We start from the raw sequence: 23,508 nt of genomic DNA, 5'->3' as shown, positions 1-23,508 counted from the left end.
CCGGGGGATAACCTATGACTGTATTACCAAAACGTAATCCGTTCCTGCTCGCCGTGTACTTTCTGGCCGTGATAATGATGTTTGTGTTTATCGCCTGGGTCATTCTTTACCCTTACGGCAGTAGCGGCTATACCGGCGCGGCTGTCAGCCAGCATATGCAGGATACCGGCCGGCAGGAAACCGCTCCGGCTGCCGTCTCTCCAACAGCCCAGCCAAACCGGACCGTAAATACCAATACGGTTGCCGGCCGGGTACCGGAACAGCGTCAGCCCCTGCGTCTGGCAGGCACCGGTATTCAGCTGAATCTGCAACGCCCGCTGCAAACCCAGATCGATCAGGCCTGGCAACGCTTCATTGACACCGACCTGCTGAGCCAGGTGGAAATCACCAACAGCACCCAGGTGTATGCGGTCTATCACGGTTACAGCCAGCAGGCACAGACTGTTCACATGACCATCGGCTACGTGATTAACGAACGGACGTATATACCGGCAGGCACCCATGTGCTGGACGTTGCCGGCGGCCGCTATCTGCGCCTCTCCGGTGAAAATGTGCTGGATAACTGGAGCAATTCACAACGTTTCGGCGACGCCCTGACATACACCGCCGATTACGAACTCTATTTGCTGAATGAAAATTATCAGGTACTGAGTCAGGTCGCATTCCTGGCCGTTAAATAAGCCACCTGACGTAAGAGGAACCCCATTATGTATGATACCGATCTGCTGACCGCCAGCTGGCTGGAATATTTTGAATACATATCCTTCAGTATTTATGACTGGGTACTGGTATTTGCACTGTTCTTTCTGCTGCTGGAATTCGGTAACGATGCCGTGACCAAACGGCTCAACGGCGAACGTATTCTGGAAAGCCTTTCCAGTATATTTACCCTGGTGCCTTATTTCGTGGTGGAAGGTTTTATCTTTGCCGGCGCCGTATATCTGTTCTACAGCGTCCACGAAATAATCCCCTGGAAACAGCCGGTTAATGCCTATACCGCCATGCTGGTGCTGTTACTGGCAGACTTTGCCTACTATGCGGAACATTACTTTTTCCACAAGGTGCGGCTGTTCTGGTTATCCCACTCGGTGCATCACAGCTCAACCATGATGAACACGGCAACCGCTTTCCGCTTCAGCATGTTTGATCCGATTCTGCCGGTATTCTTCCATTTCCCGCTGATCCTGATGGGCTTCGACCCGATACTGGTCATCGGGGCAGAGGTCATCGTACTGGCGTATCAGTTCTGGCTGCATAACGAAATGATTGGCAAGCTGGGCCCGCTGGAATGGCTGTTCAATACGCCGTCCCATCACCGGGTACATCACGCCTCAGATGAAAAATATCTGGATAAGAACTTCGGCGGCATACTGATCATCTGGGACCGGATCTTCGGCACCTTCAAGAAGGAAGAAGAGTTACCAAACTACGGCCTGACCACACCGATGACCAGCAAAAACCCTATTACCGTGCAGTTCTATGAATTTCCGCGGCTGTATAAAGACCTGGTGAGCGCCCGTAACAGCCGGGAATTCTTCGGCTACCTGTTCCACGGGCCCGGCTGGCGACCGAAAGGCTACAAAGCCCGTAAAGCCGCTGCAAACACTGCTGAAAAGGCGACAGCCCCGACCGACAGCTAAGTAACCCCCTCACAAACCCATCTTATATTCACGGATGTCTGTTAACCGCAGACATCCGGCGGGCACCCCTTTGCCTGCCAAACAGCATATTTACAGGGAGAGACCATGAATACCTTATCCCAAACCAGCCGGTTTCTGATGCAGGGCACCCTGGGTGCCGATCAGCAAACCATCCAGGAAGTATCCCGGAAGGGGATAGATAACTGGTTGAATAATCAGCTAAATTCGACTTTATCCTCAGGTAATTCCTATGCGGATAGCAGTCGGGAAATCTGGCGGTATTTCCGCAGTAAGCTGCTCAGCAAGTACGGTGAATCTGCCATCAACGGCGAAAGCAATAACCCGGCGCTGCCATATAAATGGTACTTCCATATGGCCTGGTGGCAGCAGAGCCTGAATACACCGCCGGAACACCTGCTCCGGCAGCGGGTTGCGCAGGCCCTGAGTGAAATACTGGTGATCTCCGATAACTCCCAGCTCGAACTGGATGCCGTGGGGATGGGCAGTTACTACGATCTGCTCTACAAACATGCCTTCGGCAACTACAGCGACCTGCTGTATGACGTCAGCATGCACCCGTGCATGGGGGTGTACCTGTCACATATGAATAACCGTAAAGCAGAGCCCGCTAAGCATATACATCCGGATGAAAACTATGCCCGTGAAATCATGCAGTTATTCACCATTGGCCTGTATGAACTGAACCCGGATGGCAGCCGCAAAACCGATGCATCCGGCCGGCCACTGGCCAGCTATAACAATGACGATATCAAACAACTGGCCCGGGTATTTACCGGCCTGAAAGCCTCCGGTTACGAGTATGAATGGAACACCAGCTTCTGGGAAAACAGTTACAACGGTTACCCCGTCAGCTTTGATGATGGCATAGATAAAACTTACAAAGTGCCGCCATTCGTCAATATGACGAAACCTATGGCCATCGACGAAGACCGCCACGACCAGGGCAGCAAACAACTGCTGAATGGCCGGGTAAAACTTTCAGCCGGGCAGGGCGCTGAACGGGAAATCCGTTCAGCCGTTAAACAGCTGGTGGCCCATCCGAATACCGCCCCCTTCATTGCCACCCATCTGATAAATCAACTGGTGACGTCCAACCCGTCCAGAGCCTATGTGAAAGCGGTCGCATCGAAGTTTGGCAAAGAGGGGAATCTACAAGCCGTCATCCGTGAGATTCTGACTTATCCACAGCAGAATACTGTTGCGAAAAAACGTCTGCCCTCCGCCCGGCAGGACGCTAACCAGACCGTACAGTCCCAGAAACTGAAATCACCGCTGTTGCGCGCCACCCAGATTCTGCGGGCTTTCCGGGCCGGTAACCGGTCTGGCAGGCTGTGGCTGATCGGGGATGATCTGCAAACGCTGGTTCAGCAACATCCGCTATCTTCCCCGACAGTATTCAACTTTTATAAACCGGACTTTGCTCCTCACGGCCCACTGGAACTGGCCGGTTTTGTCGCGCCGGAATTTGAACTCCACACCTCTGCAACCTCAATTGCCTATGTGAATATGATGTATTACTGGTTCTTCGGCGAATACTTACCCGCCGTCAGTACCCGGATAAACAGTACCCCCGGCATCCACAACGTGCCGGAGCTGGACCCGGATATTCTCAACCGGGACCCGGAGAACAAGCTGCAGTTTGATTTCAGTGCTGAAATTGCCATGGCGAAAGACCCGTCTAAACATGATGAACTGATTGATCAGATGAGCCTGCTGCTCACCGGTAAAACAGATCTGAGCATTAAACCGCAGATTCTGGAGGCCTTTAAGCATTACCGGGATCAGCCTGCCTGGGTGGTGCAGACCATTGCGTTCATGCTGACCATCTCCCCTGAATTCACTGTCCTGGAGGCCTGATCATGCGTCATTCTCTGAATACAAACCGCCGTCACTTACTCAAATCCGGTCTGGGTCTGGCGGGCGCCGGACTGCTGGGCGGTACCGCGCCGGTATTTTCAGCACCGGCGTTTGGCGCCACCGGCCCGGCACCGGGGGATATCCGCCTACAACCGGCCCGTAAGGCGCTGGTATTCATTATGCTGGATGGCGGCAACGACAGCTTTAACATGCTGGTTCCGCGGGATGACCGGCACTACCGGGAATACCACAACAGCCGCAGTAATCTGGCCCTGCCACAACACAGCCTGTTACCGTTGAATAACCGCAGCGATCAGCAGGGCAGGGAGTTCGGTCTGCACCCGGCTATGCCGGAAATACAGGCGCTGTTTAATCAGCAAAAGCTGGCGTTTATCGCCAACATCGCTCCCATGATCGAACCCACAACGAAGCAGGCAATGCAGAACGGTTCGGCCCGGCTGCCTCTGGGACTGCTGTCCCACGCAGACCAGTTCAGACACTGGCAAACGTCCCGTCCGGACGCCCGGATTAATCAGGGCTGGTTTGGCTATTTTGCCGACGCCCTGCAACCGCGCCGGCCAGACACGCAGATCCCGATGAATATCTCCCTGGCCGGCAGTAATATCATGCAGAACGGTATTCTGGGCAGCCACTACAGCATTACCGATAAAGGCAGTGTGGGTCTGATCGTTAATGAAGAAAAAACCCCGCTGAATCAGGCATTACTGGAAAACTTTGAAACCCTGCTGAACACAGATTATGGTCAGGATCCGTTTAAACAGACCTATCTGTCCCAGACCCGCCAGGCCCAGGCCCGGCACCAGACTTACCGTGACGCAACGAAATCAACCAAAGTAAACACTTACTTTTCTGATTCTCCTTTATCTCAGCAACTGAAAATGGTTGCCCGCAGCATCAAGTCTGCGGACCGTCTGAATCTGCAGCAGCAGACTTACTTTCTGCGCTATATCGGCTGGGATCATCATGATGAACTGCTGAACAACCACCAGCGTATGCTGCAGGTGCTGAGCAAAGCGCTGGGGGAATTCCAGCAAAGTCTGGATGAACTGGGCATTGCCGATCAGGTCATTACGTTCACCGGATCTGACTTTGGCCGTACCCTGACTTCCAACGGTAACGGCACCGATCACGGCTGGGGCGGCAATACACTGGTCATGGGCAACGCCATTCAGGGCGGCAGCATTTATGGCCGGTATCCGTCGCTGACACTGGGCGACGCCAACCCTCTGGATGCCGGCGACGGTGTGCTGATTCCCACCACCGCCACCGACCAGCTGTACGCCGAACTGGCACGCTGGTTTGGCGTTGCTGATAAAGATATCCACACGCTGTTCCCCAATCTTAACAAGCACAGCCAAACCTCTCTCAGCCAGCTGATCTGATCAGCAAAGTCAGCGGATTCTCCCGTTCGGGGGAGAATCCGGCAAGGAGACCGTCATGAAAATTTATATCATTAAAGCCAGTGCCCAGAGCGCCTTTAAAGATTACAAACAGGCCATGGGCGCCCCTCCTCAAAGCATTAATGCCCTGGCGGCAGCGGCCCCCGAATGGGCAAGGGTTAAAACCCTTGATGAAACCTCGCAAGCACCGGCAAATGAACAGGAATCAGCCGATCTGGTGGTTATTTGCATGTCGACGCCGGATGCCCTGCGGGGCTATCAGCTGGCCGGGGTATTCCGTCAGCGGGGCATTCCGGTTGTCCTCGGCGGACTGCATCCCAGCTTCATGCCCGGTGAAGCCCGGCAACATGCAGATGCGGTACTCTGTGGTGAGGCAGAACAGCTGTTTCCCCAACTGTTAAACGACTTTTGCGAACACAGGCTTAAACCCTTATACAAAAACAAAACCCCTGTAACCATGCAGGGTCTGCGACCTTATCCACAGGCCCTTGTCGACCTGAAAGCCTACGGCAATCTGAATTCAGTTATGGTTTCCAGAGGCTGTAAATTTAAGTGTGAATTCTGCACCGTACATAGGTTCTTTCCGCAGTTTAATGTCCGTCCGGTTGGCGAAATTGTCGATGAAATCAGGGCCAGTGGCGGCCAGTACTTTGAACTGCATGCGGATAATCTGATTGCCGACCGCGAATACGCCATGGAGCTGTTTGCCGCACTTAAGCCGCTGAATATCTACTGGCTGGCCGAAGCCACACTGAATATCGCCGAATATCCGGATATTCTTGAAGCGGCTGCAGAAAGTGGCCTGTTTTACCTGCTGGTAGGGCTGGAAACCCCTTCTCAGGCAGCGCTGGACGCCGCCGGCAAGAAATTCATCCGCATCAGCCGGGCAAAAGACAATATTGCCCGGTTACATGAATATAAAATCGCAGTGGATTCAGCCATGATTTTTGGCTTTGATCAGCACAGCGAAGACATCTTTGAAGAAAGTCTGGATTTTGTCGCAGACATCCAGCTGGACCACTGTGATTCCGTCATTCTCACCCCGTTTCCCGGCACTGATCTGTTCAGCCGGTATGAACGCGAAGGCCGCTTACTGACCCGGGACTGGTCGAAATATGACTGCAGTCACGCGGTATTCCGGCCCGCCGGAATGACACCTGAACAACTGGAAGAGGGTGCACACCGGTTTGCCCGTCAGTACAACAGCTTAGGCCGCTCACTGAAACGCCGCTGGAACCGGCATAAAAATCTTGGCTGGCAGTGGGACGCACTGAATTATCAGTGAAACGGTACTCTCCGTCAGAAACATACAACAGGGCTACACTGAACTGACAGATAAACAGCCACCGCCCCATAGCAGGGCTAACGCTGTAAACCTGATTAGCCATTGCGGGCTGAGGAATAACCTATGACATTGCCAACGGCACTTTTATTACCTAAATCTGCCTATACTTCGCAAAGCTGGTTTGAACGGGAACAGGCAACCATCTTTGAAAACAACTGGCAGTTTGCCGGGTTTACCGAAGACTTGCCGGCCCCCGGGGACTTTCTCACCGTGGAGGCAGGGCGCACCAGTATCATGATCATTCACGGACCGGATGGCGAACTGCGGGCCTTTCATAATATCTGCCGGCACCGGGGCACCCGGCTGTTGCGGACCTGTGGCAAAGCCGGAAAGGCAATTACCTGCCCCTATCATGACTGGAGCTATGATTTTAAAGGCAACCTGATCGCCGTCCCACAGCAAAAAGAAGAATTTGCCGGGCTGGATAAAAACAGTCTGGGGCTGCATCCGGCGCAAGTGAGCTGCTGGGATAATATGCTCTGGATCCACCCAGATCCCGAAGCCCCTTCACTGCAAACCTGGCTGCAGGGCATTGATGCGTATCTTGGCCCGCATCGGATCAGTGAACTGGTGGAACATGCTGAAACCGCCACCAGTCATGACATACAGGCTAACTGGAAACTGGTTGTGGAAAACTATATTGACGGTTATCACCTGTCTCATCTGCACAGTACCAGCCTGAATATGTACGATCACAAACAACAGCAAAGCGGCTTTTGTGGCCCGCATTTCCATTTCTACGAACCTTTAACAGCGGACTATGCCGCCAACGTCGACACACAAAGTCCGCTGCCGGTAATTGACCATTTCACCCCGGATAAACCGCTCGGAGCTTACGTGCCTATGCTGTTCCCATGCTTTGGAATCGGCGCAGATGAGTCTTCCTGGTCGATCTTTCAGATCATTCCGCTGGCGGTGGATAAAACCCGGGTCATGACCCGGACCCGGGTCATGCCTGCTTCAGACTGGAGTTTCTGGACTCAGGAATGGAAAAGTTACAGCCATTACCAGAAACAGACGGCAACTAAGGCGGATAAATCTAACCGGGACACACAGGAAGACGGAGATGATCCCTTAGCCAGTGGGGATTTTATGGCAGAAGACATATATGTCTGTGAACAACAGCAGAAATCTCTCGCTTCTCCCTGGTATTCCGTCGGGGCTTACGCCAGCAGACAGGAAGCTGCCATCAGGGAATTCCACCGCCAGGTCTTACAGGCGATGAAAAGCGTTACTGACTGAGGCTGGCTTTAGCTTTCTCACTGAGCTGAACCATGGAGTCGCCAATTTCCATATTGGCGGCAGAGCCGTGAATCGCTTTTTCAGCATCCTGCAAGACCTGCTCAAACTGCTCGGAAATACGTTCAAAATTATTCAGTTCCTGAGTCGTCCTCTGGCTTATATCAGCCATCCCGTGAAACAGACTCTCGATTCGGCGGTAGGCATCATGTGTGGTGCTGGCCATGCCGGACTGATTACTTTCTGATACCGATTCCATCGCCGATTCGACCGAGCCGGACATTACGTCAAGCTTCTCACGCAACAGCACCTCATGTTTCTGCAATCCGGTCAGATCTTCATGAATGTCCCGGGCATTATTTTGCGAACTGAGGGCCAGATTTTTAACTTCATCAGCCACCACCGCAAATCCCCGGCCAGCTTCCCCGGCCCTGGCCGCCTCGATTGCGGCATTTAAGGCCAGCAGATTAGTCTGTTCAGACGTGGCTGAAATTGCCGTCGCCAGGCGGGATATCCCCTCAAAAGAGCTGAGGAACTGATCAATCTCTTCGCGCAGCTCCACTGATGACGTTGAAAAATGACGGATTTCATCACTGAGAGAACCGGTTTCTTTACACACCCGGGCAAAACTGCTCTGCAACTCTTCCAGCGCCTGCTGATTATCCTGCAGGGTCGCCACAATTGCCTGTAACTCAGAAATGGAAGAATCGACGGAACCGGTCAGATCTTCAAAAAACTGTAGCCGCTCCTTGGAAGCACCATTCACCCGGGTAGCATTGGTCAGTACCTGCTGGGATAAACCCTGTAACTGGCCCACATCATCCATCACCGGATGTACCGCCGGAACTTCAGTGACTTCAGGCTGATTAACCTGACGCCCCGGAGAGGCCAGCCAACTGGTCAGCAGAGAAACACAAAACGGCACGCAGAACGTCAGCAGTCCCGGCAGCCACTGGTACTGACTGTCGCCAAAAAATGCCGGCCACTGATTAATCAGATTAAGTAAACTGCCAATAACCAGACAGATAAAGAAGGCACGTTTTAGCGCCACCGGATTGGATAAAATAGCTGCCACGGTGATTCTCCTGTCCGCATTCCCTGATAAAGACACTTATTCACAAGCAGAGTCAGTATATATAGATGTGCTACAACAGTAAAAAGCGCTGAAACTTATTCACAACACCCTGTGTGTATGCTGTATAACTGCGCAGGCATAAGCCATGGATGAAGCTGGGGACAAAACCCCCGGTGGATAAGTAGGCCTTTTATGCACAGTTCCTGAACGGCTTATAAACCCCATATACGGATGAATATAACAGGGTTAACATGTACGCAAACATATGATTTTGTTATATATTTAATACTTAAGCACAGAAAACAGGCTGCTTAATAATAAACATAAAAATAAAAAAGATCTTTAAATACATAACCTCTATATATTATTTAAAAAGTTAATCAAAAAAGAACTGTTCAAATTTTAATCATTTCTTAATGCTTCGCATCCGTCTATAATTGACAGCCTTTTCGAGCGCCTATACCGAACATGATCAGCAACCGGTTTCAGAATAACCGGACAACAATCAGTTCTGACGGCCAGTACGATATAAGCATTCAACGTTAATGAGGTTATCGGTGGACTATCCTGACCACTTCGATGTGATTGTTATTGGTGGCGGCCATGCCGGTACTGAAGCAGCTTTAGCAGCAGCCCGTACCGGTGTAAAAACCCTGTTGTTAACACACAATATTGAAACCCTGGGACAGATGTCCTGTAATCCGGCAATCGGTGGCATTGGTAAAAGCCATCTGGTGAAAGAGATAGATGCGCTGGACGGCGCAATGGCAGTTGCCACTGACCGCAGTGGTATTCAGTTCCGGATTCTGAATTCCCGGAAAGGGCCTGCTGTACGTGCTACCCGTGCTCAGGCAGACCGTATTCTCTATAAAGCGGCGATCCGTACTATTCTGGAAAATCAGCCTAATCTGCAGATCTTCCAACAGTCTGCTGACGACCTGATCGTTGAAGGTGATCAGGTAAAAGGGGTAATTACCCAGAGTGGTCTGAAATTTTATGCCCGCAATGTGGTGCTGACCGTGGGGACCTTCCTGGGAGGCAAAATCCACATCGGTCTGGATAACTATGCCGGTGGCCGGGCAGGTGATCCGCCATCCATTGCACTGGCACAGCGTTTACGTGAGTTGCCATTACGGGTTGACCGTCTGAAAACCGGCACCCCGCCACGGATTGATGCCCGCAGTGTTGATTTCAGCCTGATGCAGGAGCAGCCCGGCGATACCCCGACACCGATTATGTCGTATATGGGCACCAGTGCTGAACAACCCCGACAGATCAGCTGTTATATCACCCATACCAATGAACAGACCCATGAAATACTGCGTAAAGGGCTGGACCGATCACCGCTGTATACCGGTGTGATCGACGGTGCCGGGCCGCGTTACTGTCCGTCTGTTGAAGATAAGATCATGCGCTTTGCGGATAAAGACAGCCATCAGGTGTTTGTTGAGCCGGAAGGTCTGACCACCCATGAACTGTATCCGAACGGAATATCAACCAGCTTACCGTTTGATATTCAGCTGGAAGCCGTACGGTCCATTAAAGGCTTTGAAAATGCCCACATCACCCGTCCGGGTTATGCCATCGAATATGATTTCTTTAACCCTCAGGATCTGAAACATACTTTGGAAACCAAAGTGATTAACGGCCTGTATTTTGCCGGTCAGATCAACGGCACCACAGGTTACGAAGAAGCCGGGGCACAGGGGCTGTTAGCCGGGGTAAATGCCGCATTACGGGCGCAGGAAAAAGATCAGTGGTATCCGCGCCGTGATGAAGCGTATCTGGGGGTACTGGTGGATGACCTGATTACGCTTGGTACTTCTGAGCCTTACCGGATGTTTACCAGCCGGGCGGAATACCGCCTGATTCTGCGGGAAGACAATGCCGATATCCGTCTTACCGAGAAAGGCCGGGAGCTGGGGCTGGTGGATGATGTTCGCTGGCAGCGTTTCTGTGAAAAGAAAGAAGCCATCGAACAGGAAAACCAGCGGCTGAAAAGCACCTGGATCCAGCCGGGCACACCTGAAGCTGATGAACTGAACAGCAAGCTTCAGCAACCGCTGGCGCGGGAATACAACATGCATGATCTGGTGAAGCGTCCGGAGCTGAAATATGCCGACGTGGCGGGTCTGAAAGGTGAAAGCCTGGCGGATGCACAGGCAGCCGAGCAGGTTGAGATTCAGATCAAGTACTCCGGATACATTGATCGTCAGAAAGACGATATCGAAAAAGTACGCCGTCAGGAAAACACCCTGTTACCGGCTGATTTTGATTACGATGTCGTAGGCGGTCTGTCTAACGAACTAAAATCAAAACTGCAGGACGTACGTCCTGAAACCATTGCCCAGGCCTCCCGGATTCAGGGAATGACGCCGGCGGCAATTTCACTATTACTGGTACATCTGAAGAAGCAGCAGCTGGGTCGGGGAAAAACAGCACATGGATAATCAATACCTGCCGTTACTGCAACGGCAGAGTGAAGCGTTAGGCCTGCAGCTTAGCGATCAGCAATACAGCAGCCTGCTGCAATACCACGCGTTACTGGTGAAATGGAACAAAACCTTTAATCTGACGGCGGTACGTTCGCCGGAAGAGATGATTACCCGTCACCTGGTCGATAGCCTGAGTGTCCTGCCGCATATCACGGCAGAACGTCTGATTGATGTGGGCAGCGGTCCGGGTTTACCGGGCATTCCGCTGGCCATCTGCCGGCCTGATCTGCCGGTAACCCTGCTGGACAGCAATATCAAAAAAAGCCGTTTTCAGTTTCAGGCCAAGGCCGAACTGAAACTGGAGAATGTCGAAGTGGTTCACGAGCGGGTGGAAAAATTTCAGCCTGAAATCCTCTTTGACGGCATCATTTCCCGGGCCTTTGCTTCGCTGCAGGATATGCTTAACTGGACCGAACACCTGTGTACGCCACAAGGTGTTTTTCTTGCCATGAAAGGCATGTATCCTGTTGAAGAAATTGAGCAACTGCCGGACCATATCCGTTTACACGAGAGCCTTGAGCTGTCGGTACCGGGCACTGAAGGTGAGCGTCATCTGTTGATTTTTGGGAGAGCCTGACTGTGGCAAAAATCTTAACCATCACTAACCAGAAAGGTGGTGTGGGTAAAACCACTACCTGCGTGAATCTGGCGGCGTCACTGGCGGCGACCAAGAAACGGGTACTGATGGTAGACATGGACCCGCAGGGCAATGCCACCATGGGCAGTGGGGTGGATAAACACCACCTGAAAAGCTCGGTGTATGAATTACTCACCGGTGAAGTTGAAATTCAGGATGCGATCATTAAACAGTCACCGGCCGGTTATGATCTGGTCGGCGCCAACGGTGATCTGACCGCCGCTGAAGTGGAACTCTTGCAGATGCCCCGGCGGGAATTCCGCATGAAAATGGCACTGGAAAAAGTCCGTGATGATTATGACTTTGTGCTGATCGATAACCCGCCGTCGCTGAACCTGTTAACCGTCAACGCACTGGCTGCGTCCAGCGGTGTCATCATTCCGATGCAATGCGAATACTATGCGCTGGAAGGTATCAGCTCTCTGATCGGTACCGTCAAGAAAATTAACAGTCGCCTGAATCCGGCACTGAAAATCGAAGGTATTTTGCGTACCATGTTTGACCCGCGGATGAGCCTGACCAAAGACGTGTCGAATCATCTGGTGGAGTATTTTGGTGATCAGGTTTACCGCACAGTGATTCCGCGGAACGTTCGGCTGGCAGAAGCCCCCAGTCACGGTTTACCGGCCATTTTGTACGATAAAAGCTCCCGGGGCGCAGTGGCTTATCTGGCGTTAGCCGGTGAGCTGATCCGTAAAACCGCCCAGGAACAGAAATTAGCGCAGGCTGCGCAGCAGGAAGATTGATCAATGGTAACGAAAAAACGGGGTTTAGGCCGGGGGCTTGACGCATTACTGTCGACGGCAACCGAGCAGGGTCCTGCGGCTGATGAAGCCGTGACAGACGCTGGCGGCAATGCTGACAGCAATCAGGATGGCTATAAACTCATGGCGGTTGATCAGATCCAGCGGGGCAAATATCAGCCACGCCGTGATCTGGAACCTCAGGCACTGGAAGAGCTGGCGAATTCCATTAAGGCCCAGGGTGTGATGCAGCCAATCGTCATCCGTCCGGTCTCTGACAGCCTCTATGAAATCATTGCAGGTGAGCGTCGCTGGCGTGCCAGCCAGATGGCCGGCCTGAGTGAAGTGCCGGTGATTGTCCGTGATGTGCCGGATGAAGCGGCCATCGCCATGGCACTGATCGAGAATATTCAGCGGGAAAACCTGAATTCGATGGAAGAGGCGATCGCGCTGGACCGCCTTAAGACTGAATTCGATCTGACTCAGCAGGAAGTGGCGGATGCGGTGGGTAAATCCCGTACTGCAGTAACTAACCTGCTACGGCTGATGAACCTGTCTGAAGACGTTAAGCGGATGCTGGAATACGGCGATCTGGAAATGGGCCATGCCCGGGCTCTGCTGGGGCTGGAAGGTGAAGAACAGATCAGTGCCGCCAAAGATGTGGTAGGTAAAACCCTGTCGGTCCGCCAGACTGAAGATCTGGTACGCCGGCTGCAGCAGAAAAAGGATGAGCCACCAAAGCCGGTGGTGAAGCCAAATCCACAGATTGAGCAGTTTGCCAAATCCCTGACCAGTCATTTCGACACGAAGGTGGCGATTAAGCAGACCGCTGAGGGCAAAGGTAAAATTACCATTGATTTTGATTCAGCGGAAATGCTTGAAGCGCTGATCGGTAAAATGCAGTAAGGGTGATTGCTGTCACAGATTATAAAAGGCCGTTTTAAATGGCCTTTTTTTATACTTATTAATATGTATTTCTAATACCTGTTTTTAGATTATCTCAGTTTTGTTTTTTCTGATTGCAAAATAACCAGTGGTCAGAAAAGTGTCGGAAAAATACCGGTAAATAATCTGTCCGGATAATCCATACCCTGTCCGGGGTAGATGGAAATAATTCAAATCCCTACAAAGGTCGAAAAGCCCGTAACTTGTGTTGATGCGGCTGGCTTAAGTCCCTATAATGCGCAGGCTGTTCGAAGCTGTAGATTGGTGCATAGGCCTCGAAGCAGGGGAAAGAGGGTGACAAACTGACATGAAAAAGAAACCAGCAAAACTGGGCGTTCATGGCCGTGCTACCTTCGAAGAGTTCCGTAAAATCCTCCTGATTCAAGTCATTTGCACTGTATTAATTGCTCTTATTTCATGTGCTTACAGTATTGTTGCGGGGTATTCAGCACTACTGGGAGGGGCGATTTATCTGCTGCCAGATACCTGGGCTGCCTGGAAATTACGGACGACGCCGGAGCAACAGAATGCCGGTGCGGTTGTGCGCCAGGCATATGTAAGTCAAATATGGAAAATGACGATGACAACAGTTGGGTTTGCGCTGGTGTTCGTCAAGATTCAGGAATTGAATCCATTTTCCATATTTAGCACTTACATCGGGTTGCACCTGGTTGGTCTGTACATCCGGTTGCGGCTGAATAAAAGATTTCAAAAACTTTAACAAGAGAGATAATAATGGCTAGCGGCGAACTAACTTCCACAGCCTATATTACCCACCACCTCACCAACCTGACTTTCGGTAACCACCCGGAAAACGGTTGGGGTTTTGCGCACGGTGGCCAGGAAGCAGCAGAAATGGGCTTCTGGGCTATCCACGTGGACACCATGTTGTGGTCTGTGGGTTTAGGTTTATTCTTTATCTGGTTGTTCCGCAAGGTTGCTGTCGCAGCAACTTCCGGTGTACCTGGAAATCTGCAAAACTTTGTAGAAACGATCATTGAGTTCGTTGAAGACAATGTTAACAGCATCTTCCATCACAAAAATGCACTGATTGCGCCACTTTCCCTGACTATTTTCGTCTGGATTTTCCTGATGAACCTGATGGATCTGGTGCCGGTGGACTGGGTGCCGTATGCATTCCAGCAGATGGGCGTTGAATACATGAAAATCGTACCGACTACTGACGTGAATGCCACTCTGGGCATGGCGTTTGCGGTATTTGGTCTGATTATTTATTACAGCATTAAGGCTAAAGGTCTGGGCGGCTTCTTCGGTGAGCTGGCGTTCCAGCCGCTGGGTAAGTGGATGCTGCCGTTCAACCTGTTCCTGGAGATTGTTGGTCTGTTGGCTAAGCCTATCTCTCTGGCACTGCGACTGTTCGGTAACATGTACGCCGGTGAAATGATCTTTATCCTGATCGCGCTGATGCCGTTCTGGGCACAATGGCTGCTATCCGTGCCATGGGCGATCTTCCACATTCTGGTTATTACGCTGCAGGCGTTCATCTTCATGGTCCTGACAATTGTCTACCTGGCCATGTCGCATGATCATCACTAATGCGTAGCTACTGAATAAATTATTTTCATTAACTTTAAAACTTAAAACTTAATATTGGAGAAATCTGATGGAACAATCTTTGGTGTATCTGGCTGCTGCTCTGATGATGGGTCTGTCTGCTATCGGTGCTGCTGTTGGTATCGGTCTGCTGGGCGGTAAATTCTTGGAAGGTGCTGCACGTCAGCCTGAACTGGTTCCTCTGCTGCGTTCTCAGTTCTTCATCGTAATGGGTCTGGTTGACGCTGTACCTATGATCGGTGTTGGTCTGGGCATGTACCTGCTGTTCGCTGTATAAAACTAGTATAAGTAGTTTTTGAACGTCCCCAGGGACATCTACTTTTAATTAGTTAAAAACTGCGAGGAGTAATGGCGTGAATATCAATCTAACCATCATTGGTCAGATCATTGCATTTGCCTTCTTCGTTGTATTTTGTATGAAATACGTCTGGCCGCCGATTACCGGCGCGCTGGCTGAACGTAAGAAGAAAATTGCAGAAGGTCTGGACGCTGCTGACCGTGCTCAGCGCGATCTGGAACTGGCTCAGGAAAAAGCCATTTCCGATATGCGCAAGAGCAAAGAAGAAGCAGCCGCCATCATTGAACAGGCTAATAAGCGGGCTGGCCAGATTGTTGATGAAGCTAAAGATAAGGCACGTGACGAGGCGGACCGCCTGATCACTGCTGCTCAGGCTGAAATCGAACAGGAAGCTAACCGTGCTAAAGAAGCTCTGCGTGCTCAGGTAGCAGCTCTGGCTGTTGCAGGTGCAGAGAAAATTCTGGAAGCATCTGTTGACGAAAGCGCACACGCACAGCTTGTTGAAAAACTGGCTGCTGAGCTTTAAGCGAGGTTTATGATGGCTGAATTAAATACAGTCGCTCGACCTTATACCAAAGCCGCTTTCGAGCATGCGCTGGATAAGAATATGCTAGATCAGTGGTCTGAAATGCTGGCAACAACTGCCGTCGTTTCTCAGGACCCTGTAATGCAGCTGGTGCTGGGTAATCCGGCACAAACCAGCGATCAGAAAGCTGAAGCTATGATTGACGTTTGCCAGGAGCAAATGACTGCCGAGACAAAAAATTTCATTTTTTTGCTGGCAGAAAATCAGCGTTTAGCTTTGTTACCAGAGATCTCAGCGCAGTTTGAGCAGTTGAAAGCTAATCAGCAGAAATCTGTTGATATTAATGTAACAACTGCCTTTGATCTGGGCGAGCAGCAGCAACAAAAATTAACTCAGGCGCTTAGCACTAAGCTGGGCTGCGAAGTGAGTCTTACTTCCGAAGTAGATAAGTCTATTATCGGTGGTGTAATCGTTCGGACCGATGATCTGGTTATCGACGGCTCCGTACGTGCCCGACTGGCTAAGCTGGCCGAAGCCTTGTCCGCCTGAGTGTGAGGATTAAACATGCAGCAACTGAATCCATCTGAGATCAGCGAGATTCTGAAGGGCCGCATCGAGAAACTTGATGTCTCTTCTGAAGCCCGTAATGAAGGTACTATCGTCAGCGTTTCTGACGGTATTATCCTGATTCACGGTCTTGCTGACGTAATGTACGGGGAAATGATTGAATTCCCTGGCGGTGTCTACGGCATGGCGCTTAACCTTGAGCGTGATTCTGTAGGTGCTGTAGTACTGGGTGACTACCAGGACCTGGTTGAAGGTATGACCGCGCGTTGTACTGGCCGTATCCTGGAAGTACCTGTTGGTCCGGAACTGCAGGGTCGTGTAGTAGACGCCCTGGGTAACCCGATCGACGGTAAAGGCCCAATTGAAACTTCACTGACCGACGCGGTAGAAAAGGTTGCACCTGGTGTAATCGACCGTCAGTCAGTAGATCAGCCTGTACAGACTGGTCTGAAATCTATCGATGCCATGGTGCCAATCGGCCGTGGTCAGCGTGAGCTGATCATCGGTGACCGTCAGATTGGTAAAACGGCAATTGCGATCGATGCGATCATTAACCAGAAAGGCACTGGCGTTAAGTGTATCTACGTTGCCGTAGGTCAGAAGCAGTCTACGATTGCTAACGTTGTGCGTAAGCTGGAAGAGCACGGCGCGATGGATCACACCATCGTTGTAGCTGCCGGTGCATCAGATCCTGCAGCAATGCAGTTCCTGGCACCATATGCCGGTTGTGCAATGGGTGAATACTACCGTGACCGCGGTGAAGATGCCCTGATCGTATACGATGACCTGACTAAACAAGCCTGGGCTTACCGTCAGATCTCCCTGTTGTTGCGCCGTCCGCCAGGTCGTGAAGCATATCCGGGTGACGTATTCTATCTTCACTCCCGTCTGCTGGAACGTGCTGCGCGCGTTAACGCTGACTACGTTGAGAAATTCACTGACGGCGAAGTTAAGGGCCAGACCGGTTCCCTGACTGCACTGCCAATCATTGAAACTCAGGGTGGTGACGTATCTGCATTCGTACCAACCAACGTAATCTCCATTACCGATGGTCAGATCTTCCTTGAGACCGATCTGTACAACTCCGGTATCCGTCCTGCGATTAACGCCGGTCTGTCTGTATCCCGTGTAGGTGGTGCTGCTCAGACTAAGATCGTTAAGAAGCTGGGTGGTGGTGTACGTCTGGCACTGGCTCAGTACCGTGAACTGGCGGCATTCGCTCAGTTTGCATCTGACCTGGACGATGCAACCCGTGCTCAGTTAGAGCATGGTCAGCGTGTAACCGAGCTGATGAAGCAGAAGCAGTACTCCCCGATGTCCGTAGCGGAGATGGGTCTGAGCCTGTTCGCTGCAAACGAAGGCTTCCTGAACGATATTGCGCTGAACAAGATCCTCGACTTCGAAGCGGCACTGATCTCTTACTTCAACAGCGAATACGCTGACATGATGGCTAAGATCAATGACGGCGGCGATTACAACGATGAGATCGCAGCTCAGTTCAAGGCTGGCATTGAGAAGTTCAAATCTACCCAAACTTGGTAAGTACTCGATGAGAGGCCTGTATTGCGACTTATACAGGCCTTTACTAAGTAAGGTTTAAGAGGTGGAACTATGGCAGTCGGAAAAGAGATAAAGACGCAGATAGGCAGTATTCAGAGCACGCGTAAGATTACCAGCGCCATGGAAATGGTTGCTGCATCTAAAATGCGTAAAGCTCAGGACCGCATGCAGGAAAGCCGTCCTTACGCCCGCAGTATCCGTGGCGTAATTCAGCACCTGGCGAAGTCCAACCCTGAATACAAGCATCTGTATCTGCAACAGCGCGAAGTAAAGCGTGTCGGTTTCATTATTGTGGCAACCGACCGCGGCCTTTGTGGTGGCTTGAACGTTAACGCGTTTAAAGCAGCGATCGCCAAAATGAAAGAGTTCAGTGAACAGAATGTCCAGGTAGACGTCTGTGCGCTGGGTTCCAAGGCGGTAAGCTTCTTCAAGTCATTCGGCGGAAACGTAACTGCAGCCAAGAGCGGCCTGGGCGATCAGCCTGAAATGGGCGATCTGATCGGTGCAGTGAAAGTGATGCTGGATGCCTACGATGAAGGCACGCTGGACCAGCTGTTCGTGGTATCTAACGAATTCGTTAACACCATGACACAGCAACCACAAGTTGAGCAGCTTCTGCCGCTGAAAGCGGAAGATGATGATGACCGTCTTAACCATCACTGGGATTACATCTACGAACCGGATGCAAAAGAGCTGTTAAACGGCTTACTGGTTCGTTACATAGAATCTTTGGTGTACCAGGCGGTGGTTGAGAACAATGCCTGTGAACAGGCAGCCCGTATGCTGGCGATGAAGAACGCAACTGACAACGCCGGCGACTTAATTGATGAGCTTCAGATGGTATATAACAAAGCTCGTCAGGCCGCGATTACTCAGGAAATTTCTGAGATCGTGAGTGGTGCTGCAGCTGTATAAGCTAAGTGAACAGGTTTAAACGTTAAGAGGATCCGAACATGAGTAGCGGACGTATTGTTCAGATCATCGGCGCGGTAGTCGACGTGGAATTCCCACGTGACAGCGTACCGAAGATCTATGATGCACTGACTGTTGATAGCAAAGGTCTGACACTGGAAGTACAGCAGCAGCTGGGTGACGGTGTCGTACGTGCAATCGCTATGGGTCAGACTGAAGGTGTAAGCCGTGGTCTGGAAGTAGCAAATACTGGTGCGCCAGTTTCTGTACCTGTAGGTACAGCGACTCTGGGTCGTATCATGGATGTATTGGGTAACCCAATCGATGAGTGCGGTGACATTGGTGAAGAAGAGCGTATGCCTATTCACCGTCCGGCACCTAGCTATGCTGAACAGGCTGCTTCTAACGAGCTGCTGGAAACCGGCATCAAGGTAATCGATCTGGTTTGTCCGTTCGCCAAGGGTGGTAAAGTTGGTCTGTTTGGTGGTGCCGGTGTAGGTAAAACCGTAAACATGATGGAACTGATCCGTAACATCGCGATTGAGCACTCCGGTTTCTCAGTATTCGCAGGTGTTGGTGAGCGTACCCGTGAAGGTAACGACTTCTACTACGAGATGAAAGAATCCAACGTACTGGATAAAGTATCTCTGGTTTATGGTCAGATGAATGAGCCACCGGGTAACCGTCTGCGTGTAGCGCTGACTGGCCTGACAATGGCTGAGAAATTCCGTGACGAAGGCCGTGACGTACTGTTGTTCGTAGACAACATCTACCGTTACACCCTGGCAGGTACCGAAGTATCTGCACTGCTGGGTCGTATGCCTTCTGCAGTAGGTTACCAGCCTACACTGGCGGAAGAGATGGGTGTTCTGCAGGAGCGTATTACCTCCACGAAGACCGGTTCTATCACATCTATCCAGGCGGTATACGTACCGGCGGATGACTTGACTGACCCGTCTCCGGCAACAACCTTCTCCCACCTTGATGCGACTGTAGTACTGTCCCGTCAGATCGCCGAGCTGGGTATCTACCCTGCGGTAGATCCACTGGATTCTACTTCCCGTCAGCTGGATCCGCTGGTAATCGGTCAGGAACACTACGACGTAGCGCGTAATGTTCAGGGCGTACTGCAGCGTTATAAAGAGCTGAAAGACATCATCGCCATCCTGGGTATGGACGAGCTGTCTGAAGAAGATAAGCAGACAGTAAACCGTGCGCGTAAGATTCAGCGTTACCTGTCTCAGCCGTTCTTCGTAGCTGAAGTATTCACCGGCGCGCCTGGTAAGTATGTTTCTCTGAAAGATACTATCAGCGGCTTCCAGGGTATCCTGAACGGTGAGTATGACGATCTGCCTGAACAAGCCTTCTACATGGTAGGCGGCATCGACGAAGTGGTTGCTAAAGCTAAGAACATGTAATTGTTCACAGGGTTGGCGGGTAATACCGGCTGACCCTTAGCTAAACCTTAGAGGAAAGAAACATGGCTATGACTGTTCATTGCGACATCGTAAGTGCTGAAGAAGAAATCTTCTCCGGCCTTATTGAATTCGTATCAGTGACAGGTAGCCTGGGTGATCTGGGTATTTATCCGGGTCACGCTCCGCTTCTGTCGGAACTGAAACCAGGTCCTGTAGAGCTTAAAAAGCAGGGTGGTGAGCAGGAGATCTTTTACGTTTCCGGCGGTTATCTGGAAGTTCAGCCACACAAAGTCACTGTCCTGGCGGACACTGCACTGCGTGCCGGCGATCTGAATGAAGCTGCTGCAGAAGAAGCGAAAAAGCATGCCGAACAAGCTATGGTCGATCAGAGCAGCGAGCTGGATTACTCCCGCGCAACTGCTCAGCTGGCTGAAGCTGTGGCGCAACTGCGTACCGTTCAGCAGATTCGTACTAAGCTGGGTAAATAACCCATTTAGTAAGAACTGTTTAGAAAAAAGCGCCTTCACGGCGCTTTTTTTGTGCCTGAGATTTGTAAAGAGAATAACTGGAAGCGTTGGCGCAACTGACTCTCAACAAGTACAGGTTCAGCAGATTCGTACTAAGCTGGGTAAATAACCCTATTAGTAAGAGCTGTTTAGAAAAAAGCGCCTTCTGGTGCTTTTTTTGTGCCTGAAATTCATGGCGATAGTTTGCTGAAGCGTTGGCGCAACTGACTCTCAATACGTACAGGTTCAGCAGATTCCAGGCTGATAGAAGATGTGTCACTACCCAAGTTGGGTTTTTGTGAGAGTTGTCTGGTATATTGCTCTGATCCTCAGAGAACAACAGAATAGATACCGGATACACAATGGCTTCCTGGCTTGAACGGATTTTTGCAACACTGATCCCACTGGTATGTTTACTGGTGTATCTGGCCCTGCCGTATTACGCAATCCTGATTCCCTTGACCAGCTACTTCATTGCCAAGCAGTACAGTAGCGACTTTGTGGCGGACTACGCACTGAAGTTTTTTGATGTGCTGGTGAGCGCATTGGTGATTGTCAGTCTGGTGGGATTGCTGGAATTTGCGCTGGTGATTGCAACCGGTGATGGTCAGCATTTGCTGCCTGTGATCAGCGCCGGTTCACTGACCATGATTACCGCCATGCTGGGCTTACTGTATAGCTTTGTGATGAGCATTATTTTCATGCTGTTTCCCCTGATGGGCAGTGAACTGAAAATTCCCGTGTCTTTGCGAATCTTTGAAATTTTGCGCGGGCGCCGGAAAAACGTTCGCGGTATCACGTCCTGACTCGCCTGCAGAAGTAAGCATAGAAATAATCACTCTTAGTTAATTGGGCCGCTCAGTTGCAGCAACCTGCGCTTATGGCTATGGTTGATCCCCAGTTAACGATCTTAAAATAACCGCCAAAGAAGTACTTCCCCATGCATGAACAAGTTCAGGACTATTACGGCAAGACCCTGCAGGGCTCCGCTGATCTGAAAACCGATGCCTGTTGCACGTTACAGGCGCCGCCACAGCCGATTAAAGACATCCTTAAGAAGATCCATGATGAAGTTAGCAGCCACTATTACGGCTGTGGTCTGGTCGCGCCTGAGCAGCTTAAGGGCCTGCGGATTCTGGACCTTGGCAGCGGCTCCGGCCGTGATGCCTATACGCTGGCGGCACTGGTGGGTGAAAGCGGTTCTGTGGTCGGGGTGGATATGACCGATGAGCAGTTGGAAATTGCTAACCGTCATCTGGATTACCATGCAGAAGCTTTTGGCTATCAAGCCTCGAACGTTGAATTTAAAAAAGGCTATATCGAAAAACTGGATGAACTGGGGCTGGAAGCAAACAGCTTCGACCTGATCGTTTCCAATTGTGTGATCAATCTGTCACCGGATAAGGAAGCGGTACTGAAACAGGCTTACCGTTTGCTGAAGCCGGGCGGGGAGATGTACTTCTCTGATGTCTATGCCGACCGCCGGGTGCCGCAGGAACTGGTCAATGATCCGGTGCTGTACGGTGAATGCCTCAGCGGTGCGCTGTACTGGAACGATTTCCAGAATCTGGCGAAACAGTGTGGCTTTGCTGACCCCCGTCTGGTGGAAGACCGCCCGCTGGGTATTGATAACGCAGAGGTGGAAAAGCGTATTGGCCATATTGGTTTTTACTCTGCCACTTACCGGCTGTTTAAGATAGATGGACTGGAACCGGCCTGTGAAGACTATGGTCAGGCCGTTATTTATAAGGGCACCATTGCTGATCAGGAAACGAATTACCTGCTGGATAAGCATCATCTGATAGCGACAGGGAAGGTGTTCCCTGTGTGTGGTAATACCTACCGGATGCTTAATGAGTCACGTTTACAGCAACATTTTGAATTTATTGGCAGCTGGGATAACCACTACGGTATTTTTGAAGGCTGCGGTTCCAGCCTGCCGTATGATGCTGCGACTGACAGCGCGCCGGCTGCCGGCGGTGGCTGTTGCTGATAGCTCTTGTTGATATGCGTGGCGACAGGGATGTTGCCTGATAAACCGACAGATTATGACTGTTTTTGAGTGTGGTCAGCACTGAATCTGACTATACTGCCTGCCCGCGATGATTGCTGACGGCTATTTCCTGCCCCGAAAGCAGTCTAAGCTGATCAATAAACAGAGCTGCACTGATGTCAGAGCAGCAATAATGCCCGGAAAAGCCCATGACTGATGTCGATTACACCAATAACCCTCTGCACGGCGTGGGACTGAACCAGCTGTTAACCGAACTGGTTGAACATTACGGTTTTGAAATTCTGTTCGCGTATCTGAACATCAATTGTTTTAAAACCAACCCAAGCATTAAGTCCAGTGAGAAGTTTTTAAAGAAGACCCCGTGGGCGCGGGAAAAGGTTGAGCTTTTTTACCTCTATAAATTTAAGAACTTGCCCCGGGTATCCTCAGAGCAGTTTTCAGTCACGCCCCGGGAACGGATAATTCCGGCCCATCAGAAACCGGGAGCGCCGGCTGAGCTGAGCCTGGAAGATGCTGAATTACAGCGGGAAAAGAGCGCTAAAAAAGCGTCCGAATTCAATAAGCCGAAACGGCCCGGTAAAGCGCGGCGTAAACCTGCTGAAAAGCGCTATCAGGATGCTGAGCGGCCCCGTCGGCAATCGGAGTCATCCGGTGGCACCGATGATGATCCCTGGGCCAAATGGCGTAAATAAAAGCGCGTAAATAAAAGCGGCG

General features: G+C 51.1%; 23 protein-coding genes. 22 read left to right on the top strand and 1 reads right to left on the bottom strand.

Annotated elements, in window-relative coordinates; all coding sequences use genetic code 11:
- Positions 1-14: 14 nt before the first annotated feature.
- The 6 genes from PCI15_RS23605 to PCI15_RS23580 all read left to right on the top strand — a co-directional run bounded on the left by PCI15_RS23605 (position 15) and on the right by PCI15_RS23580 (position 7,526).
- Positions 15-680, top strand: a complete 666-nt coding sequence (locus PCI15_RS23605; RefSeq protein ID WP_271272304.1) for an effector binding domain-containing protein — start codon at positions 15-17, stop codon at positions 678-680.
- 27 nt (positions 681-707) lie between these two features.
- Positions 708-1,640 carry a sterol desaturase family protein gene (locus PCI15_RS23600; RefSeq protein ID WP_271272303.1) on the top strand — a complete coding sequence of 311 codons (933 nt, stop codon included), beginning with the start codon at positions 708-710 and terminating at the stop codon, positions 1,638-1,640.
- A 105-nt stretch (positions 1,641-1,745) separates the two neighbouring features.
- On the top strand, positions 1,746-3,518 hold the full coding sequence (locus tag PCI15_RS23595) for a DUF1800 family protein (RefSeq protein WP_271272302.1): 1,773 nt from the start codon (positions 1,746-1,748) through the stop codon (positions 3,516-3,518).
- Between the two features lie 2 nt (positions 3,519-3,520).
- Positions 3,521-4,921: a DUF1501 domain-containing protein gene (locus PCI15_RS23590; protein ID WP_271272301.1), complete on the top strand. Its 1,401-nt coding sequence runs from the start codon at positions 3,521-3,523 to the stop codon at positions 4,919-4,921.
- Between the two features lie 55 nt (positions 4,922-4,976).
- Entirely contained in the window at positions 4,977-6,224 is a 1,248-nt protein-coding gene (locus PCI15_RS23585) for a B12-binding domain-containing radical SAM protein (protein ID WP_271272300.1), read from the top strand.
- A gap of 123 nt (positions 6,225-6,347) precedes the next feature.
- Positions 6,348-7,526 carry an aromatic ring-hydroxylating oxygenase subunit alpha gene (locus tag PCI15_RS23580; RefSeq protein ID WP_271272299.1) on the top strand — a complete coding sequence of 393 codons (1,179 nt, stop codon included), beginning with the start codon at positions 6,348-6,350 and terminating at the stop codon, positions 7,524-7,526.
- On the opposite strand, the gene nrtS is transcribed toward PCI15_RS23580, so the two are convergent.
- Positions 7,516-8,598: a nitrate/nitrite transporter NrtS gene (gene nrtS / locus PCI15_RS23575; protein ID WP_271272298.1), complete on the bottom strand. Its 1,083-nt coding sequence runs from the start codon at positions 8,596-8,598 to the stop codon at positions 7,516-7,518. The two genes, PCI15_RS23580 and nrtS, sit on opposite strands and share 11 nt — an antisense overlap.
- Positions 8,599-9,155: 557 nt before the next feature.
- On the opposite strand from nrtS, the gene mnmG reads away from it, so the two are divergent.
- From mnmG to PCI15_RS23495, 16 genes are all read left to right on the top strand, one after another.
- On the top strand, positions 9,156-11,048 hold the full coding sequence (mnmG, locus tag PCI15_RS23570) for a tRNA uridine-5-carboxymethylaminomethyl(34) synthesis enzyme MnmG (protein WP_271274674.1): 1,893 nt from the start codon (positions 9,156-9,158) through the stop codon (positions 11,046-11,048).
- On the top strand, positions 11,041-11,670 hold the full coding sequence (gene rsmG / locus PCI15_RS23565; RefSeq protein WP_271272297.1) for a 16S rRNA (guanine(527)-N(7))-methyltransferase RsmG: 630 nt from the start codon (positions 11,041-11,043) through the stop codon (positions 11,668-11,670). The genes mnmG and rsmG overlap by 8 nt, the downstream gene beginning before the upstream one ends.
- 2 nt (positions 11,671-11,672) lie before the next feature.
- Positions 11,673-12,476, top strand: a complete 804-nt coding sequence (locus tag PCI15_RS23560; RefSeq protein WP_271272296.1) for a ParA family protein — start codon at positions 11,673-11,675, stop codon at positions 12,474-12,476.
- A 3-nt stretch (positions 12,477-12,479) separates the two neighbouring features.
- A complete protein-coding gene (locus PCI15_RS23555) occupies positions 12,480-13,379 on the top strand; it encodes a ParB/RepB/Spo0J family partition protein (protein WP_271272295.1) in 900 nt (299 codons plus the stop codon).
- Between the two features lie 346 nt (positions 13,380-13,725).
- Complete coding sequence (locus tag PCI15_RS23550) at positions 13,726-14,139, top strand: ATP synthase subunit I (RefSeq protein ID WP_271272294.1); 414 nt, start codon at positions 13,726-13,728, stop codon at positions 14,137-14,139.
- A 14-nt stretch (positions 14,140-14,153) separates the two neighbouring features.
- On the top strand, positions 14,154-14,975 hold the full coding sequence (gene atpB / locus PCI15_RS23545) for a F0F1 ATP synthase subunit A (protein ID WP_271272293.1): 822 nt from the start codon (positions 14,154-14,156) through the stop codon (positions 14,973-14,975).
- A 67-nt stretch (positions 14,976-15,042) separates the two neighbouring features.
- Positions 15,043-15,270: a F0F1 ATP synthase subunit C gene (gene atpE / locus PCI15_RS23540; RefSeq protein WP_205657172.1), complete on the top strand. Its 228-nt coding sequence runs from the start codon at positions 15,043-15,045 to the stop codon at positions 15,268-15,270.
- Between the two features lie 76 nt (positions 15,271-15,346).
- The gene (locus PCI15_RS23535) at positions 15,347-15,817 is read left to right on the top strand and encodes a F0F1 ATP synthase subunit B (RefSeq protein ID WP_205657171.1); all 471 of its coding nucleotides are present in this window, start codon (positions 15,347-15,349) and stop codon (positions 15,815-15,817) included.
- A gap of 12 nt (positions 15,818-15,829) precedes the next feature.
- Entirely contained in the window at positions 15,830-16,366 is a 537-nt protein-coding gene (locus tag PCI15_RS23530) for a F0F1 ATP synthase subunit delta (RefSeq protein WP_271274673.1), read from the top strand.
- 15 nt (positions 16,367-16,381) lie between these two features.
- Positions 16,382-17,926 carry a F0F1 ATP synthase subunit alpha gene (gene atpA / locus PCI15_RS23525; protein WP_271272292.1) on the top strand — a complete coding sequence of 515 codons (1,545 nt, stop codon included), beginning with the start codon at positions 16,382-16,384 and terminating at the stop codon, positions 17,924-17,926.
- A 69-nt stretch (positions 17,927-17,995) separates the two neighbouring features.
- Positions 17,996-18,859 (top strand): F0F1 ATP synthase subunit gamma, encoded by an 864-nt coding sequence (atpG, locus tag PCI15_RS23520; protein ID WP_271272291.1) that lies wholly within the window; start codon positions 17,996-17,998, stop codon positions 18,857-18,859.
- Positions 18,860-18,897: 38 nt separating this feature from the next.
- Entirely contained in the window at positions 18,898-20,274 is a 1,377-nt protein-coding gene (atpD, locus tag PCI15_RS23515; protein WP_271272290.1) for a F0F1 ATP synthase subunit beta, read from the top strand.
- 62 nt (positions 20,275-20,336) lie between these two features.
- Positions 20,337-20,762, top strand: coding sequence for a F0F1 ATP synthase subunit epsilon (locus PCI15_RS23510; protein ID WP_271272289.1), 426 nt, complete (start codon positions 20,337-20,339; stop codon positions 20,760-20,762).
- 380 nt (positions 20,763-21,142) lie between these two features.
- Entirely contained in the window at positions 21,143-21,586 is a 444-nt protein-coding gene (locus PCI15_RS23505; RefSeq protein WP_271272288.1) for a hypothetical protein, read from the top strand.
- 134 nt (positions 21,587-21,720) lie between these two features.
- Positions 21,721-22,773 carry a methyltransferase domain-containing protein gene (locus tag PCI15_RS23500; protein WP_271272287.1) on the top strand — a complete coding sequence of 351 codons (1,053 nt, stop codon included), beginning with the start codon at positions 21,721-21,723 and terminating at the stop codon, positions 22,771-22,773.
- A 209-nt stretch (positions 22,774-22,982) separates the two neighbouring features.
- On the top strand, positions 22,983-23,486 hold the full coding sequence (locus tag PCI15_RS23495; protein WP_271272286.1) for a VF530 family protein: 504 nt from the start codon (positions 22,983-22,985) through the stop codon (positions 23,484-23,486).
- Positions 23,487-23,508 lie beyond the last annotated feature (22 nt).

Source organism: Aliamphritea hakodatensis (genome assembly GCF_024347195.1).
Classification (GTDB): domain Bacteria; phylum Pseudomonadota; class Gammaproteobacteria; order Pseudomonadales; family Balneatricaceae; genus Amphritea; species Amphritea hakodatensis.
This window is presented reverse-complemented; position numbering and strand designations above follow the sequence as displayed.